14 protein-coding genes are annotated in these 14,419 nt (G+C 66.4%); 13 read left to right on the top strand and 1 reads right to left on the bottom strand.

What is annotated here, in order from left to right:
- Positions 1-47 precede the first annotated feature (47 nt).
- The 13 genes from ACNA0R_RS10090 (at position 48) to ACNA0R_RS10030 (ending at position 14,035) form a co-directional block, all read left to right on the top strand.
- Entirely contained in the window at positions 48-1,043 is a 996-nt protein-coding gene (locus ACNA0R_RS10090) for an ABC transporter substrate-binding protein (protein WP_415825855.1), read from the top strand.
- Positions 1,044-1,904, top strand: a complete 861-nt coding sequence (locus ACNA0R_RS10085) for an ABC transporter ATP-binding protein (RefSeq protein ID WP_415825854.1) — start codon at positions 1,044-1,046, stop codon at positions 1,902-1,904.
- The gene (locus ACNA0R_RS10080; protein WP_415825853.1) at positions 1,901-2,653 is read left to right on the top strand and encodes an ABC transporter permease; all 753 of its coding nucleotides are present in this window, start codon (positions 1,901-1,903) and stop codon (positions 2,651-2,653) included. Before ACNA0R_RS10085 ends, ACNA0R_RS10080 begins: the two co-directional genes overlap by 4 nt.
- Positions 2,650-3,402, top strand: coding sequence for an ABC transporter permease (locus ACNA0R_RS10075; RefSeq protein ID WP_415825852.1), 753 nt, complete (start codon positions 2,650-2,652; stop codon positions 3,400-3,402). The genes ACNA0R_RS10080 and ACNA0R_RS10075 overlap by 4 nt, the downstream gene beginning before the upstream one ends.
- A gap of 102 nt (positions 3,403-3,504) precedes the next feature.
- Entirely contained in the window at positions 3,505-4,026 is a 522-nt protein-coding gene (locus ACNA0R_RS10070) for a DUF2946 domain-containing protein (protein WP_415825851.1), read from the top strand.
- Positions 4,027-4,099: 73 nt separating this feature from the next.
- The gene (locus tag ACNA0R_RS10065) at positions 4,100-6,439 is read left to right on the top strand and encodes a TonB-dependent receptor (protein WP_415825850.1); all 2,340 of its coding nucleotides are present in this window, start codon (positions 4,100-4,102) and stop codon (positions 6,437-6,439) included.
- Between the two features lie 195 nt (positions 6,440-6,634).
- Complete coding sequence (locus ACNA0R_RS10060; RefSeq protein ID WP_415825848.1) at positions 6,635-7,537, top strand: nitrilase family protein; 903 nt, start codon at positions 6,635-6,637, stop codon at positions 7,535-7,537.
- Between the two features lie 89 nt (positions 7,538-7,626).
- Entirely contained in the window at positions 7,627-8,790 is a 1,164-nt protein-coding gene (locus ACNA0R_RS10055; protein WP_415825846.1) for a substrate-binding protein, read from the top strand.
- Between the two features lie 54 nt (positions 8,791-8,844).
- Entirely contained in the window at positions 8,845-9,678 is an 834-nt protein-coding gene (locus ACNA0R_RS10050; RefSeq protein WP_415825845.1) for a branched-chain amino acid ABC transporter permease, read from the top strand.
- On the top strand, positions 9,671-11,479 hold the full coding sequence (locus ACNA0R_RS10045) for a branched-chain amino acid ABC transporter ATP-binding protein/permease (protein WP_415825843.1): 1,809 nt from the start codon (positions 9,671-9,673) through the stop codon (positions 11,477-11,479). The genes ACNA0R_RS10050 and ACNA0R_RS10045 overlap by 8 nt, the downstream gene beginning before the upstream one ends.
- Positions 11,480-11,549: 70 nt before the next feature.
- Positions 11,550-12,251 (top strand): branched-chain amino acid ABC transporter ATP-binding protein, encoded by a 702-nt coding sequence (locus ACNA0R_RS10040; RefSeq protein ID WP_415825842.1) that lies wholly within the window; start codon positions 11,550-11,552, stop codon positions 12,249-12,251.
- Between the two features lie 25 nt (positions 12,252-12,276).
- Positions 12,277-13,419 (top strand): transporter substrate-binding domain-containing protein, encoded by a 1,143-nt coding sequence (locus tag ACNA0R_RS10035; RefSeq protein WP_415825841.1) that lies wholly within the window; start codon positions 12,277-12,279, stop codon positions 13,417-13,419.
- A gap of 4 nt (positions 13,420-13,423) precedes the next feature.
- Positions 13,424-14,035: an ANTAR domain-containing response regulator gene (locus tag ACNA0R_RS10030; RefSeq protein ID WP_415825839.1), complete on the top strand. Its 612-nt coding sequence runs from the start codon at positions 13,424-13,426 to the stop codon at positions 14,033-14,035.
- Positions 14,036-14,056: 21 nt separating this feature from the next.
- Here ACNA0R_RS10030 and ACNA0R_RS10025 read toward each other — a convergent pair whose 3' ends face one another.
- A complete protein-coding gene (locus tag ACNA0R_RS10025; RefSeq protein ID WP_415825838.1) occupies positions 14,057-14,314 on the bottom strand; it encodes a hypothetical protein in 258 nt (85 codons plus the stop codon).
- Positions 14,315-14,419: the final 105 nt, after the last annotated feature.

The raw sequence follows: 14,419 nt of genomic DNA, 5'->3' as shown, positions 1-14,419 counted from the left end.
CAGCCGGCTGGGGCAGCCCGGGCCAGGCCAGAAAAACGGAGGAGACCATGCATAGACCATCCATCATCAAGACACTTGCCGGCGCGGCCGTGCTGGCGCTGGCCCTGAACAGCGCCGCGCGGGCCGAGGATATCGTCGTCAGCAACTACGGCGTTTCCGCCAACGGCATGCCTTTCGCCGTCGCCATGGCCAAGGGCTTCTTCAAGCAGGAGGGCGCCAACGTCACCGGCATCCTGACTTCCGCCGGCGGCGGTACCACGCTGCGCAATATGCTGGCCGGCAACGCGCCGTATGCCGAGGTCAATCCCAACGCCGTCATCGCGGCCGCGCAGCAGGGTGCCGACATCAAGATCGTCAGCGACAACGTGCTGACGGTGGCCGAGTTCGTGTGGGCGGTGAAAAAAGATTCGCCCATCAAATCGGTGCAGGACCTGAAAGGCAAAAAGATGGGCTATACCAATCCGCGCTCCACCAGCCAGGCGCTGGCGACGCTGGTGCTGCAGTCGGGCGGCCTGAAGACCGAAGACGTCGAGCTGGTCAAGACCGGCGGCTTCGGCGAAGGCGTCGCGGCGCTGGATACGGGGCTGGTCGACGCCACCCCCATACCGGAGCCGCTGTGGTCCAAGTACCGCGACACGTATCGCGCCATCGCCGTCGCGCAGGACATGCTGCCGCCCATTGCCAACGTCATCGGCATCGCCGCCGGATCCGGCGTATCGCCGCAGCGCGAGGCCTTCATCAAGGGCGTGATCCGTGGCCGCCGGCTCGCCGTCGAGTACATGGAAAAACATCCCGACGAGTCGGGCGACATCGTGGCCAAGGTCTATAACCTGGAACCGGCTGTCGCGCGCGCCGCCGTGCGCAACCTGGTGAGCAGCCGCACCGGCGGCGTACCGTACTGGGGCGCGGGCGACATCCACATGGACGGCCTGAAGCGCGCCGTCGACGTCCAGAAGATGGTCGGCGCCATCAAGGGCGACGTCGATCTGGACAAGCTGATCGACACGCGCTACCTGCCCGACGATCTGAAAAAGGTGAAGTAGATGGCCCAGGTCGCGCAAGTCTATCCGCATGCTCTTCCCGGCCCGGGCGTCGCGCACGTCTCCATGCGCGGCGTGGACAAGCTGTTTGCCCGGCCCGGCGGCGGTCCCGACGACACCTTGCACGCGCTCGGGCCCATCGATCTGGAACTGCGCCAGGGTGAGTTCTTCGCCGTGGTGGGCCCGTCGGGCTGCGGCAAGAGCACGCTGCTGGAGCTGGTGGCGGGCCTGTCCACGGCCACGCGTGGCGAGGTCGCCTTCGAAGGCGATCCCATCGTCGGCCGCATTCCCGATGGCGTCGGCGTGGTGTTCCAGGAGGACGCATCCTTTCCCTGGCTGACCGTGCGCGACAACATCGCCTTCGGCCTGCGCCGCCTGAAGATCGCCGCGGCGGAAAAAAACCGCCGCGTGGACCGCGCCCTGGCCATGATGGGCCTGGCGCCGTTCGCCGACAGCTATCCGGCCCAGCTGTCCGGCGGCATGCGGCAGCGCGTGTGCATCGCCCGCACGCTGGTCACCGAACCGCGCCTGATCCTGCTGGACGAGCCCTTCGGCGCACTGGACCAGCAGACCCGGCTGCTGATGGGCGACGAGGTCCTGAACCTGTGGCGCAAGACGGGCGCGACGGTGTTCCTGATCACGCACGCGCTGGACGAGGCGGCGATGCTGGCCGACCGTATCGGCGTGATGTCGGCCCGCCCCGGGCGCCTCATCGATATCGTGGAGACCGGGTGGCCGCGCGAGCGCGACAGCCGCATCGTGCAGGACGAACGCTTCGGCGCCATTACCGCGCGGCTGTGGCGCGCGCTGCGCGAGGAATCCATGAAGTCCATCGGCGCCATGCAGGCCGGAGCGCGGCCATGAACCGCGCCCGCCTCTGGCGCATCGCCATCCTGCTCGCCGGCGTGGCCTTGCTGGAAGCGCTGTGCCTGGCCGGCGTCATCGACAGGCTGACCATGCAGCCGCCGCACCGCATGGTCGTGGATATGTTCAATATGCTGGTCTCCGGTACGTTGAACGGCGCGATCGCCAAGACCCTGGGCAATGCCGCGGTCGCCTTCCTGGCGGCCGTCGTGCTTGGCGTGCTGGGCGCCAGCATCATCCACCGGCTGCGCCGCGTGCGCGATACGCTGGAGCCGCTGTTCGCCACGTACTACGCGATTCCCGTATTCGCCTTCTACCCGCTGCTGATCATCATCTTCGGCCTGAACGCGGCGCCGCAGATTTTCATCGGGGCGATGCTGGGGGTGGTGGCGGTGATCGTGAACACCTTGAACGGCCTGGACCGGGTGCCGAACGTGCTGCTGAAGACGGCGCGCATCCAGCATATGGGCGTGCGTGAAACCGCCTGGCGCATCACCCTGCCGTATGCGGCGCCCTATATCCTGACCGGCGCAAAGCTGGCGGTGGCGTACTCCCTGATCGGCATCATCGGCGCGGAGTTCATCATGTCCAACGGCGGCATGGGCTATGAAATCAGTTTCGCGTACAACAACTTCGACAACACGACGATGTACCCGCTGATCCTGCTGATCCTGCTGGTGTCCGTCTCCATCAATATGCTGTTCGCCCGCTGGGAAAAAGCCATCCTGGCCCGCAGGGGGCTGCGATGAACCGGGACACCTCGATACTGCGCAATACGCTGACGCTGCTGGTGGCGGTGGTGGCGCTGTGGCAGCTGCTTTACTGGCTGGTCGGCGACGTGGCGCTGCGTTCGCCGGCGCAAACCCTGGAATTCACGCTGCGGTTCGTGACCACATCGCAATTCGCCGGCCATCTGGCCGAAACGGCGAGCGCGTTCGGCATGGCCCTGGTGCTGGCCGTCGTGATCGGCCTGGGCGTGGGTTTCCTGCTGGGCGGCCATCGCTTCCTGGGCGAGGTGTTCGAGCCCATGCTGATCGCCCTGTATTCGATTCCGAAGATCACCTTGTATCCCATCCTGCTGTTGGCCTTCGGGCTGGGGATCTCGTCCAAGGTGGCGTTCGGCACCATCCATGGCGTGATTCCCATCGCCTTGTTCACCGTCAACGCGGTGCGCAATGTGCGGGCGGTTCATCTGAAGACCGGGCGGGTGATGGGGCTGGGGCCCTGGGATAGGGTGACGCGGATCATGTTTCCCTCGGCCCTGCCCGAGATCTTCGCCGGCCTGCGGATCGGGTTTTCCCTGACCCTGATCGGGACCTTGCTGGGGGAGATGTTCGCGTCGCAGCGCGGGCTGGGCTTCCTGCTGATGAGCGCGATAGGCTTGCACAACGTCGACCTGATCATGACCCTGACGCTGCTGCTGACCTTGTTCGCCGGAACGGCCAGCGTGATCCTGCTGGCGATCAACCAACGCTTGCGGGCAAGGGCGAGCGCCTGATCCGCGGAACCAGGACAATTTGTCCAAGCCGGGCCGGGGCATGGGCGGTTAAACTCGCGCCGCCCATATCCCGCCATCATGACCTACCACGCTCGCCGACACTTGACCGCCTGGCTTGGCTTGATCGCCATGTGCCTGGTCGCGTTCGCGCCTACGGTCAGCCATTTCGCGCGGGCGGCCCGGACCGTCATGATCCCCGTGTGTACCGCTGACGGCGAGCAGACGGCGCGCCGCGTGAGCCTGGTCGCCGGCTCGATGCCGGCGATGAGCGCGACCGCCATCGCGATCATGGCGACCCGCGCGGCCATCGAGGCGGCCGGCGGCGTGACCGGACCGAGCGTCGCGCACGACATGGGCACGCTGGACGGCATGCCGTCCACGCATCACGGTCCATCCGCCGGCCATGCCATGGGTGGCCACGCCGACCACGGCTCGCAGCCCATGGACGATTGCGGGTATTGCGATCTGCTCAATCACGCGCCGGCGATGGCAATGGTGCCGCCGGCGCCTGTCGGGGCCCTGTTGCTGTTGTTCGCTGTCTTCGTGCTGCCCGCCTTGAGGCGCTACACCCCCCTGGGCGCTTTCCCGTCGGGCCGTCCACGCGCCCCGCCCGCCATTTCCTGACCCCAACTGGTAACCCGAATGCCGCTTCGTCGCGAAGCGCGTGTTCGCCTGTCCATTCCTGTCGGGAAATCTCATGTCCTATGCTTACCCTTGCCGCGCGCCGTCGACGACGCGCCGGGCGGCCGCGCTCATGGGCGGTGCGCTGCTACCCTTGCTGCTCCTGGCCCGTCCCTGCCTGGCGCAGGGCGCCGAACAGCCGGCGCCCGCGCCGGCGGTGTTGCCGACCGTCAGCGTGACCGCCGATGCGGATGCCCCGCCGGCCACCGATCCCAACCTGCCGGCGACCGTCGAATCGGTCACTCGCGACCAGTTCAACAGGTGGAACGTCGTCAACAGCGAAGACGCGCTGAAATACATGCCCAACCTGGCGGTGCGCAAACGCTTCATCGGCGACCAGAACGCCATCATTGCCGTGCGCGGCACCAGCAATAGCCAGAGCGCGCGCGGGCTGGTCTATGCCGATGGCCTGCTGCTCAGCAACCTGCTGGGCAACAGTTTCAGCTTCCCGCCGCGCTGGTCCATGGTCGCGCCCGACGAGATCGATCGTGTCGATGTGATCTATGGCCCGTACTCCGCGCTCTATCCCGGCAACTCCCTGGGCGCCACCGTCCTGATCACCACCCGCATGCCGGACAGCTTCGAGGCGCATGCCGATGCCAGGGGCTATAGCCAGCATTTCAGCCTGTTCGGCGTGGACCGCGACTACACCGGCGGCCAGGCGTCGGCGTCCATCGGCGACCGCATCGGCAAGCTGTCGTACGTCCTGGGGGTCAGCCATCTGGAGAACACCAGCCAGCCGCTGCAGTTCGCCACGCTGCCGCGTTCCAGCGCGCCCGCGCGTCCTGGCGACACCCCCGTCACCGGCGCGCGCTACTACAACAACCAGACAGGCGCGCCCACCGTTGTCCTGGGCGTGAACGGCGAGGGCATGGAACGCACCATCGAAGACCAGTTCAAGCTGAAGCTGCGGTACGACTTCACGCCGACGCTGCAGGGTGGCGCCACGCTGGGTTATTGGCGCGACCGCTACCGCAGCGATACGTCGAGCTTCCTGCGCGACGCCGAGGGCAACAAGGTTTACCAGGGCAGGGTGGACATCGGCGGCTATGAATACAACATCCCGGCGTCCGCGCTGGCGCCCAGCCGCGGCGACAGCGAGAACTATCTCTATGGGTTATCGCTGAAGACCCGTCATCCCACGGGCTGGAATGCCGAAGCCATCGCGTCCTATTACGACGTTGCGCGCAACGTCGCGCGCAACGCCAACCAGGGCGGGCCGGGCGACGGTCCAGGGACCGTCACTTATGGCGATGGCACCGGGTGGAAAACGCTGGACCTCAGGTCCACCTATACCCAGGCGCCTTCGGTGTCCGGGCTGACCGCGCACGACCTGGCTTTCGGCTACCACGTCGACAGCTATTTTTCGGATAGCCGGACCTTCAACACGGATGATTGGTCGGACGGCGGCGCCGGGTCCTTCGCCAATGCCTTCAAGGGGCGCACACAGACACAGGCCTGGTACGCGCAGGATGCCTGGCGTTTCCTGCCGCGCTGGAAGCTGGTGTACGGCCTGCGCTACGAAGACTGGCGCGCCTACGGCGGATCGCAGGCGGTGGGCGGCGTGCGGGTGCCTTATGCGAACGCCGACCAGCGGCACGTGTCGCCCAAGGCCTCGTTGTCTTTCGACGCCACCGATGACCTGACGCTGCGCGCATCGTTCGGCCGGGCATACCGCTTTCCGACGGTGGGCGAGTTGTTCCAGGGCAAGCTCAATGGGTCGACGCTGGTGAATAACAACCCGAACCTGCAGCCGGAAAACGATCTGTCCAAGGAGCTGACGGCGGAATGGACGCACCCCAGCGGCATCTACCGCGTGTCGCTATTCCAGGATGACGTGAAGAACACCATCTTCAGCCAGACGGATACCACCACCATCCCGAACGTGACCAGCTTCCAGAACATCGACAAGGTGCGTTCGCGCGGCGTGGAAACCAGCTACCAGGGCCAGGACGTGGGCATCGAGGGCCTGGACGTCATCGCCAACATTGCCTATACCCGATCGAAGATACTGGCCAATTCGCAGAACCCGGCATCGGTGGGCAAATACTTCTATCGCATCCCGCTGTGGCGGGCGAACCTGGTGGGTAGCTACCGCTTCGGCGACAAGGCCTCGCTGACCGGGGCGGTGCGCTATTCGGGCCGCCAGTACAACACGCTGACCAACGAAGACAGCAATCCGGATGTGTTCGGCGGCACCAGCACGTACACCGTCGTCGACGCCAAATTCACCTACAAGCTGAATCGCTACAGCGAGGTCAGCGTGGGCGTGGACAATCTGTTCGACGAACGGTATTTCGTCTACCACCCTTATCCGGGCCGCACCTTGTACGTCGAAACCCGCTTGCACCTGTAGCAGGCCGTCCTAGGGTATCCACCAATCGCCTCCTCGTTGACATAGTGCGGCGCCGGTCCGGATAATTTGCCCAGGTTCTCGACAGGACAGTCGGGTGCCGAACGCAGCAGGATTGCTGCGCAAACCACCGGCTATGAAAGCCCTCGATCCGCGCCTACCGGCGTGTTCGAGGGCTTTTTTGTTTTTGGAGTTGCCATGTCGTCTTACGATTCCGCCGGCCCGGCGGGGCCGGGCGAGCGCGTGTTCCCCGACACGCTGGTCGCCGCGGTGCAGATGGATTGCCGCATCGGCCACAAGGCCGCCAACGTGGCGCGGTCGCTGGCATTGATGGAGCAGGCGGCGGGGCAGGGCGCGGCCATCGTCGTGCTGCCGGAGCTGTGCAATACGGGCTATGTATTCGACAGCCGCGCGGAAGCGTTTGCCGTGGCGGAAAGCGTGCCGGACGGTCCCACGGCGCAGGCCTGGATCGCCGCGGCCGCGCGGCTGGGTATCCATATCGTGGCGGGTATTACCGAACGCGCGGGCGAGCGCCTGTACAACGCGGCGGCGGTGATCGGTCCGCGCGGTTATCTGGGCACCTACCGCAAACTGCATCTGTGGGGCGAGGAAAACCTGTTCTTCGAGCCGGGCGATCTGGGCCTGCCGGTCTTCGATACGGAACACGGCCGGCTCGGCGTGGCGATCTGCTATGACGGCTGGTTCCCGGAGGTCTATCGGCTGCTCGCCGACCAGGGCGTCGACATCGTGTGCATGCCCACCAACTGGGTGCCGATGCCGGGGCAGGATCCGCGCCATCCGACCATGGCCAATACGCTGGCGATGGCGGCGGCGCATAGCAATGGTGTGAACATCGTCTGCGCCGACCGCGTGGGCGTGGAGCGCGGCCAGCCCTTCCTGGGGCAGAGCCTGGTGGTGGGCGCGCAGGGCTGGCCGCTGGCGGGACCGGCAAGTCCGGACCGGGAAGAAATCCTCTACGCCGCGATCAATCTGAAACGGTCGCGCGCCGCCCGTCATCTGAACCCGTACAACGTCGTGCTGCGCGACCGGCGCGATGACCTTTACCGGATCGTGTCCGGGCGCGAACCCGCGCGGACGTAGCGTCAACCCAGGCCTGGTGACGGCCGGCGCGGCCGAGGCCGATATCGCGCCATGCCGCAGTTTCTATCCCTCTTGAAACAGGATCGACGATGAAAACCCCCGCGACTTCCCTTCTATCCCTCGTGCTGGCCGCGGCCGGCGTGCTGACGCTGCCGGCGATGGCGGCGGAGCCTATCCGCATCGGCGTTGCCGTCGGCTTGTCCGGCGCCAATAGCGTGGTCGCGCCGGCTGCCGTGCAGTCCTCGCAACTGGCCGTCGACGAAATCAACGCGGCCGGCGGCATCCTGGGCCGCCAGGTGCAGTTGGAAATCGCCGACGACGGCTCCGGCGCGGTCGGCGCGCAAAAGGCGTTCGACACGCTGGTCTTCCAGAAGAAGGTCGATGCCGTCATCGGCATGGAAACCAGTGCCGCGCGCAGCGCCGGACTGCCCGTGGTGGCGCGCGGCAAGACGCCGTACATCTATACCTCGTTCTACGAAGGCCGTTCCTGCAGCAAGTGGCTGTACGTCAACGGCTGGGTACCGGAGCAGCAGGTCGCGCCCGTCGTCGATTACTTCACCGGGCATGAGAAGGCCAAGACCTTCTTCCTGGTCGGCAGCGACTATTCCTTCGGCCGCGGCATGCTGGGCTTTACGCGGAAATACATTGAACAAAAAGGCGCCAAGGTCGTGGGCGAGGAATACCTGCCGATGGACGGCAGCGATTGGACCGCGGTGATCGCCAAGATCCGCGCCGCCAAGCCCGACGCGTTGATCAGCTCCACCGCCGGCGGCGCCCCCAATGTATCGCTGGCCAAACAGCTGAAGGCGGCGGGTATCGCCATTCCCTACGGCAATCTGGCCATCGACGAGGGCACCGCCAAGACGATGGGCGACGTGGCGTCGGGCATGTATTTGTCGGCGTCCTATCTGACCAGTATTGATAACGCGCAGAACAAACGTTTCCTGGAAGCGATGCGCAAGAAATTCGGCGCCGAGCTGAAGACGCCCAACGAGTTGTCGGAACCGCAGTACGAGGCTTTCTTCCTGTACAAAGCCGCCGTCGAGAAGGTCGGCACGACCGACTCGGACAAGGTCATTCCGGCGCTGGCGCAGGTGTCCTACGATGGTCCCCGCGGCCCGGTCAGCATGGACAAGAGCCGGCACGCGGCCTTGAATATGCACCTGGGACAGATTCAGGCGGACGGCTCGGTGAAGATCCTGCAGACTTTCGCCGCCGTCGATCCCGGCCCTCAGTGCCCCAACATTAAGTAAACGCGGCATCGCGCGGACGGCGCCGGATGCCGACGCCAGCGCGAGGAGAACGAGATGGGTCTGTTGCTGGATGTGCTGACCACGGCGGCCATGCTGTTCGTCGTGACCGTCGGCCTGATGGTGATCTTCGGCGTGATGAAAATCGTGAACTTCGCGCACGGATCGCTGATTACGTTGGGCGGCTACGTGAGCTACGTGGTGACCCGCCTGGGCCTGGATCCCTGGCTGGGATGGCCCCTGGCCGTGCTGTGCGGCATCCTGGCCGGAATGGCGATCGAGTGGCTGGTGGTGCGTCCGTTGTACAAGCGGCCCCTGGACGCCATCCTGGCCACCTGGGGCCTGGGCATCATCATCGGGCAGTTGATCGTGCTGGCATTCGGGCGCGAGGTGCAGTTCGCCGATGCGCCGCTGGCGGGCATCCTGAACCTGGGCGATACGGGTTATTCCGCCTATCGCATCCTGCTCATTCCCGTGGCCCTGGTGCTGTGGGCGGTACTCGCCGCATTGCTGAACGGCACACGCTTCGGCGTGCGGACGCGCGCGGTGATCATGAACGAAGCGCTGGCCAGCGGGCTGGGCATCAATGCCGCGCGCATCCGCTTCGTTACGTTCAGCCTGGGCGCGGGACTGGGCACGCTGGGCGGGGCGCTGGTCACGCCGCTGTCCAGCGTCGATCCGAATATGGGCGTGGGCTGGCTGATCAGCGCCTTCATGCTGGTGATGGTGGCGGGGCATTCCATCTCCAGCCTTATGCTCACCTGCCTGGTGTTCGGCGCCTGCCAGGTGCTGGTCAGCATCTACGTCAATCCCGTTCTGGGCGGCCTGACGATCGCCGTATTGGCCGCGTTGACCTTGCGCGTGCGGCCCAAGGGGTTCGCGCATGAGTGACGCCATGATCGATCGCAAGGAACCCGCGGCGTCCGGCCCGGCGCGCCGGGCGGCAAGCGGGCATGGTCTCGCGGGACTGGCCGTCGCCGGCCTGGTGCTGGTGGCCGCGGGTCCGTTCCTGTTCGACACCTATCTGCTCAATGTCCTGATCAAGGCCTATTTCTTCGCCATCGCCGCCCTGACCGTCGATGTGCTGTGGGGGTACACGGGTTACCTGACTTTCGGGCAGTCGGCGTTCTTCGGCTTGGGCGCCTATGCGGCGGGACTGGCGTTCACGCATTACGGATTTACGCCCGGCGTGGTGGCGCTGGCCCTATTGGCGGCGGTCGCCGGGACGGCGCTGCTGGCCGGTATCGTCGGCTGGCTGTCCTTTTATCGCGGCGCCTCGCCGTTCTTCGCCACGGTGATTTCGCTGGTGCTGCCCATCGTGTTGACGCAGCTCGTGCTGTCGGGCGGCGAATGGACGGGTTCCAGTTCGGGGCTGACCGGCTATGACAGCTTCGATCTGTCGCTGCAGGGATGGTATTGGGTGGCGGGCGTCGCCCTGGCGGTGGCCGGCGCGGCGGGCTGGCTGCTGGTGCGCAGCGATGCCGGCCGCGTGCTGACGGCGATCCGCGACAACGAAACGCGCTGCGAATACCTGGGTCTGCGGGTGTCCCGTGTGCGCATCCTGCTGCTGGTGGCGATGGCCGTGGTCGCGGGGCTGGCGGGCTTTGGCTATGGCGCCTTCAGCGGGGTCGTGGCGCCCGAGCTGACCGGTTTCGTGCTGGGCACGGAGCTGATCATCTGGGTGGCGCTGGGCGGACGCGGCACGCTATGGGGGCCCTTGATCGGCGCCGTGCTGATCAATGTCGCCACCGCGTACCTGAGCGGCAGCATGCCTTTCGCCTGGCAGCTGATACTGGGCGTGGCATTCGTGGCGGTCATCCTGCTGCTGCCGCGCGGGCTGGTGCCGGTGCTGCTGAGCCCCTTCGGCCTCGGACGCCTGGCGCCGCGCATTCCGACGCTGGCGCAGCGCGATGGCCAGGCGCCGCCGCGGGCGGACGCGCCCGCGCTCGAGATGCGCGAGGTCAGCCGCAGCTTCGGCTCCCTGCACGTGCTGCGCGGCATTACGCTGACGGCGCGGCCTGGAGAACTCGTGGGCCTGATCGGTCCCAACGGGGCCGGCAAGACCACGCTGATGCGCGCGTTGAGCGATGGCGCCGAACGCAGCGGCGGCAGCGTGGCGCTGTGCGGCCATGACATCGGGCGCCAGCCGCCGCAGGACTGCGTGCGCGATGGCCTCGGGCGCAAATTCCAGAATGCCAATATCTTCGAGACGCTGACTGTCGCCGACAGCCTGCGGATCGCCAGCGCCCTGCACGACAGGCCGTCGCCATGGCGGCGGTCCGATACGCTACGCCTGCCGACCTATGCCCTGGAGGTGCTGCGCGCCACGGATCTGGACCGCAAGCTGGACGCCGTCGCCAGCGATCTTGCGCATGGCGAGCAGCAGGCGCTGGAACTGGCGATGGTGCTGGCCCTGGCGCCGCGCATCGTCTTGCTGGACGAACCCACCGCCGGACTGAGCAGCCATGAGCGCGCCCGCGTGGGCGAGATCCTGGCTTCGCTCGCGCATCGCCACGGTTTGTGCTGCCTGCTGGTGGAGCACGATCTGGATTTCGTCGAGCAGGTGGCGACGCGCATCGTCGTGCTGCATCAAGGCGCCATCGTCATGGATGGCAGCTTCGCCGACGTGGTGGGGTCGGAACTGGTCCGGACCATCTATGCGGGCACCGGGCAGGCGGAGATCGCGCAATGAGGGGGCCGGGCGGCCCGGGCGCGGCTCCGCTCCGGGGAGCGGAACCGCCCAGTGACGGGAGGGCACATCGATGATTGCGTTGAAACTCGACGGGGTAACCAGCGGCTATGGCGCCTCGGTCGTCCTGCGTGACCTGTCGATGCACGTCGACGCCGGCCAGGCCGTGGCGCTGCTGGGCAAGAACGGCATGGGCAAGAGCACCTTGCTGAAGACGCTCATGGGCTATCTGCCCAAGCAGGCCGGCAGCGTGGCCCTGGACGGCGAGGACATCACCCGCCTGCCGCCGCACCGGGTGGCCCGCAAGGGCGTGGCCTATGCCGCCCAGGAACAGGCGATATTCACGGAGCTCAGCGTGCGCGACAACCTGCGCCTCGGCCTGGCCCGCGAAGCGGATTTCCCGGCGCGCTTCGCCGCCATCGAGCCCATTTTCCCCGTGTTCAAGGACCGGCTCCGGCAGCCGGCCGGCACGCTGTCGGGCGGCGAGCAGAAAATGCTGCTGGTGGCGCGCGCCCTGATGCTGCGCCCGTCCGTTATCCTTCTGGATGAGATCACGGAAGGACTGCAGCCTTCCGTGATCGACCGCCTGGCGCAGGCCTTGTTGTGGGAACGCAAGGAAAACGGCACCACGATGCTGCTGATCGAACAGAACGTCGCCTTCGCCTTGCGCGTGGCGGACCGCTTCCTGGTGCTGAAGCAAGGGCGGATCGTCGAACAGGGCGACGCCAGGGCGGACACCGCGGCGGAAACGATATTTGCCCACTTGCGCGTGTAGCCGCGCGACGGGCCGGGATGGAGTCATGACGGGAAGCAGGGGATCATCGGCGGATTGGCGCATCGGCATATTGTTCTCGCGCACGGGCGTGACCCGGGTGACGGGATCGGAACACTTCCTGGGCACCGCGCTGGCGGTGGAGGAGATCAACGCCGCCGGCGGCGTGCTGGACCGCCAGCTGGCGCCGGTCTGCTACGACCCGGCCAGCGACCCCGCGGAATACCGGCGCCTGGCGACCAAGCTGATGGCGGACGACGACGTCAACGTCATCTTCGGCTGCTCGACCTCGTCCAGCCGCAAGGCGGTCCTGCCGGTGGTGGAGCGCAACAACGGCCTGCTCTGGTACTGCTCCTTCTACGAGGGCTTCGAATATTCTCCCAACGTGGTGTACACGGGCGCCGTGCTCAACCAGAACGCCATGCAGCTGGCGGCCTATCTGCTGCAGCACAACGGCTCGCGTTTCTTCCTGGTGGGATCCGACTACATCTACCCGCGCGAATCCAACCGCGTCATGCGCGACATGGTCGAACAGCATGGCGGTGAAGTGCTGGACGAGGTCTATCTGCCGCTATCGGCCGGCGCTTCGGAAGTCGCGGAGGTCATCCGCGACATACGCGCGGCGCAGCCGGAAGTGGTGTTTTCCACCGTGGTGGGGGACTCCGCGCGCATGCTGTACCGGCAGTACGCCGAAAGCGGCCAGGATCCGCGCCGCGTGCCCATCGCCAGCCTGTCGATGGCCGAAGAGGAAATCCGCCTGGTGGGGCCGCCGCTGTGCGCCGGCCATATCACCGCCGCCACCTATTTCAATTCGCTGGATAACGAGAGCAACCGCCGCTTCACCGCCCTGTGGCGCGCACGCTATGGCGACCGGCCGACCAGCACCTGGTCGGAGTCCGCCTACAACCAGGTCCATCTGTTCGCGCGGGCGCTGGAACGCACCGGCAGCCTGGACCCCGCCAGGCTGGTGCGCATGGCGCACTCGGTGCGTTACGATTCGCCGGAAGGGCCCCTGGCCATCGATTCGGAAAACAATCATTGCCTGCTGACCCCGCGTATCGGGGTCTGCCGCGAGGACGGCCAGTTCGATGTGGTGTGGCAGGGGGCGGGGCCGGTCAGGCCGGATCCCTATCTGTCCACCTTCGGCCTGGCGGAATTCTGGCTGAAGTAACGCCATGAGCAGCATACGCCGCCTCTACGAAGATCTGCGCAGCATCAGCGTCGCGGTCGTCCATCCGCCGGGCGAAGACCGCGATTTGCTGATCGAGCAGCTCAAGCGCATCGGCTGCCGCCTGCAGGTCTTCTGGCCGTATTGCCAGGAGCCGCCGCGCGGCGCCGACGTGGTGTTCTTCCACTTGTCGCAGGATATGCCGAGCGGCGGCATGTGGTGCGCCAGCGCGACCGAGGCGACCTTGATCGCGCTGTCCGATTATGAAAGCCCGACCACCCTGAAGCTGCTGCTGGACAGCAGCGCCCACGGCGTCCTCACCAAGCCTTTCCGCTCGTCCGGCGTGCTCAGCACGCTGGTGCTGGCAAGGTCGGCGCAAGGTTTCCAGCAGCGCCAGCAGGCCAAGATCCACAAACTGGAAGCCACCATCAAGTCCCGGCGCCAGATCGACAAGGCGATCAAGGTACTGGTGGACCATCAAGGCATGGACGAGGTCAAGGCCTACGAGCATATGCGCTCGCGCGCGACCAGCCTGCGCGTGACGGTGGCGGAAGTCGCCGCCATGGTCATCGACGCGCAGGAGGTCATGGAAAAGCTGGGACTGGGGCGCCCGGGGTAGCGGTCCGCGGTCCTGCTCCGATCAGGTGACCGACAGAACCGGCTCGCCGTCCTGGCCCACGCTGCAGACGCCCAGCAATACATAGCGTGCATGGCGTTCGGCGTCTTCCCTGGAGTCGAAGCGTTGCGTGGCCACCGACCGCCACGCCAGCGGCTCTGTCGCGCCCTGCAGTCCCTGCCGGGACGTGCCGATGGCGACGGTGTAGCCGCGGTCTCCCTGCCGGCTGATACGGCAGATCACACGGTATCCGTCGATAACGATCTCGCTGTTGGCTTCCATGTCTGTTCCCCCGGTCGACGCATCGATACATGGCGCGTGTCACGTTACTCTGTTTGGAGGCAAACTATGCTACCAACGGTGAGCGCCGCGGAGCAGGCGCCGGGC

Source organism: Bordetella sputigena, from assembly GCF_965137885.1.
In the GTDB taxonomy this organism is placed as follows: domain Bacteria; phylum Pseudomonadota; class Gammaproteobacteria; order Burkholderiales; family Burkholderiaceae_B; genus Bordetella_C; species Bordetella_C sputigena.
This window is presented reverse-complemented; position numbering and strand designations above follow the sequence as displayed.

Coding starts and splice junctions, on each gene's coding strand:
- ACNA0R_RS10090 (WP_415825855.1), top strand. CDS start 48: ATGCATAGACCATCCATCATCAAGACACTTGCCGGCGCGGCCGTGCTG.
- ACNA0R_RS10085 (WP_415825854.1), top strand. CDS start 1,044: ATGGCCCAGGTCGCGCAAGTCTATCCGCATGCTCTTCCCGGCCCGGGC.
- ACNA0R_RS10080 (WP_415825853.1), top strand. CDS start 1,901: ATGAACCGCGCCCGCCTCTGGCGCATCGCCATCCTGCTCGCCGGCGTG.
- ACNA0R_RS10075 (WP_415825852.1), top strand. CDS start 2,650: ATGAACCGGGACACCTCGATACTGCGCAATACGCTGACGCTGCTGGTG.
- ACNA0R_RS10065 (WP_415825850.1), top strand. CDS start 4,100: ATGTCCTATGCTTACCCTTGCCGCGCGCCGTCGACGACGCGCCGGGCG.
- ACNA0R_RS10060 (WP_415825848.1), top strand. CDS start 6,635: ATGTCGTCTTACGATTCCGCCGGCCCGGCGGGGCCGGGCGAGCGCGTG.
- ACNA0R_RS10055 (WP_415825846.1), top strand. CDS start 7,627: ATGAAAACCCCCGCGACTTCCCTTCTATCCCTCGTGCTGGCCGCGGCC.
- ACNA0R_RS10050 (WP_415825845.1), top strand. CDS start 8,845: ATGGGTCTGTTGCTGGATGTGCTGACCACGGCGGCCATGCTGTTCGTC.
- ACNA0R_RS10045 (WP_415825843.1), top strand. CDS start 9,671: ATGAGTGACGCCATGATCGATCGCAAGGAACCCGCGGCGTCCGGCCCG.
- ACNA0R_RS10040 (WP_415825842.1), top strand. CDS start 11,550: ATGATTGCGTTGAAACTCGACGGGGTAACCAGCGGCTATGGCGCCTCG.
- ACNA0R_RS10035 (WP_415825841.1), top strand. CDS start 12,277: ATGACGGGAAGCAGGGGATCATCGGCGGATTGGCGCATCGGCATATTG.
- ACNA0R_RS10030 (WP_415825839.1), top strand. CDS start 13,424: ATGAGCAGCATACGCCGCCTCTACGAAGATCTGCGCAGCATCAGCGTC.
- ACNA0R_RS10025 (WP_415825838.1), bottom strand. CDS start 14,314: ATGGAAGCCAACAGCGAGATCGTTATCGACGGATACCGTGTGATCTGC.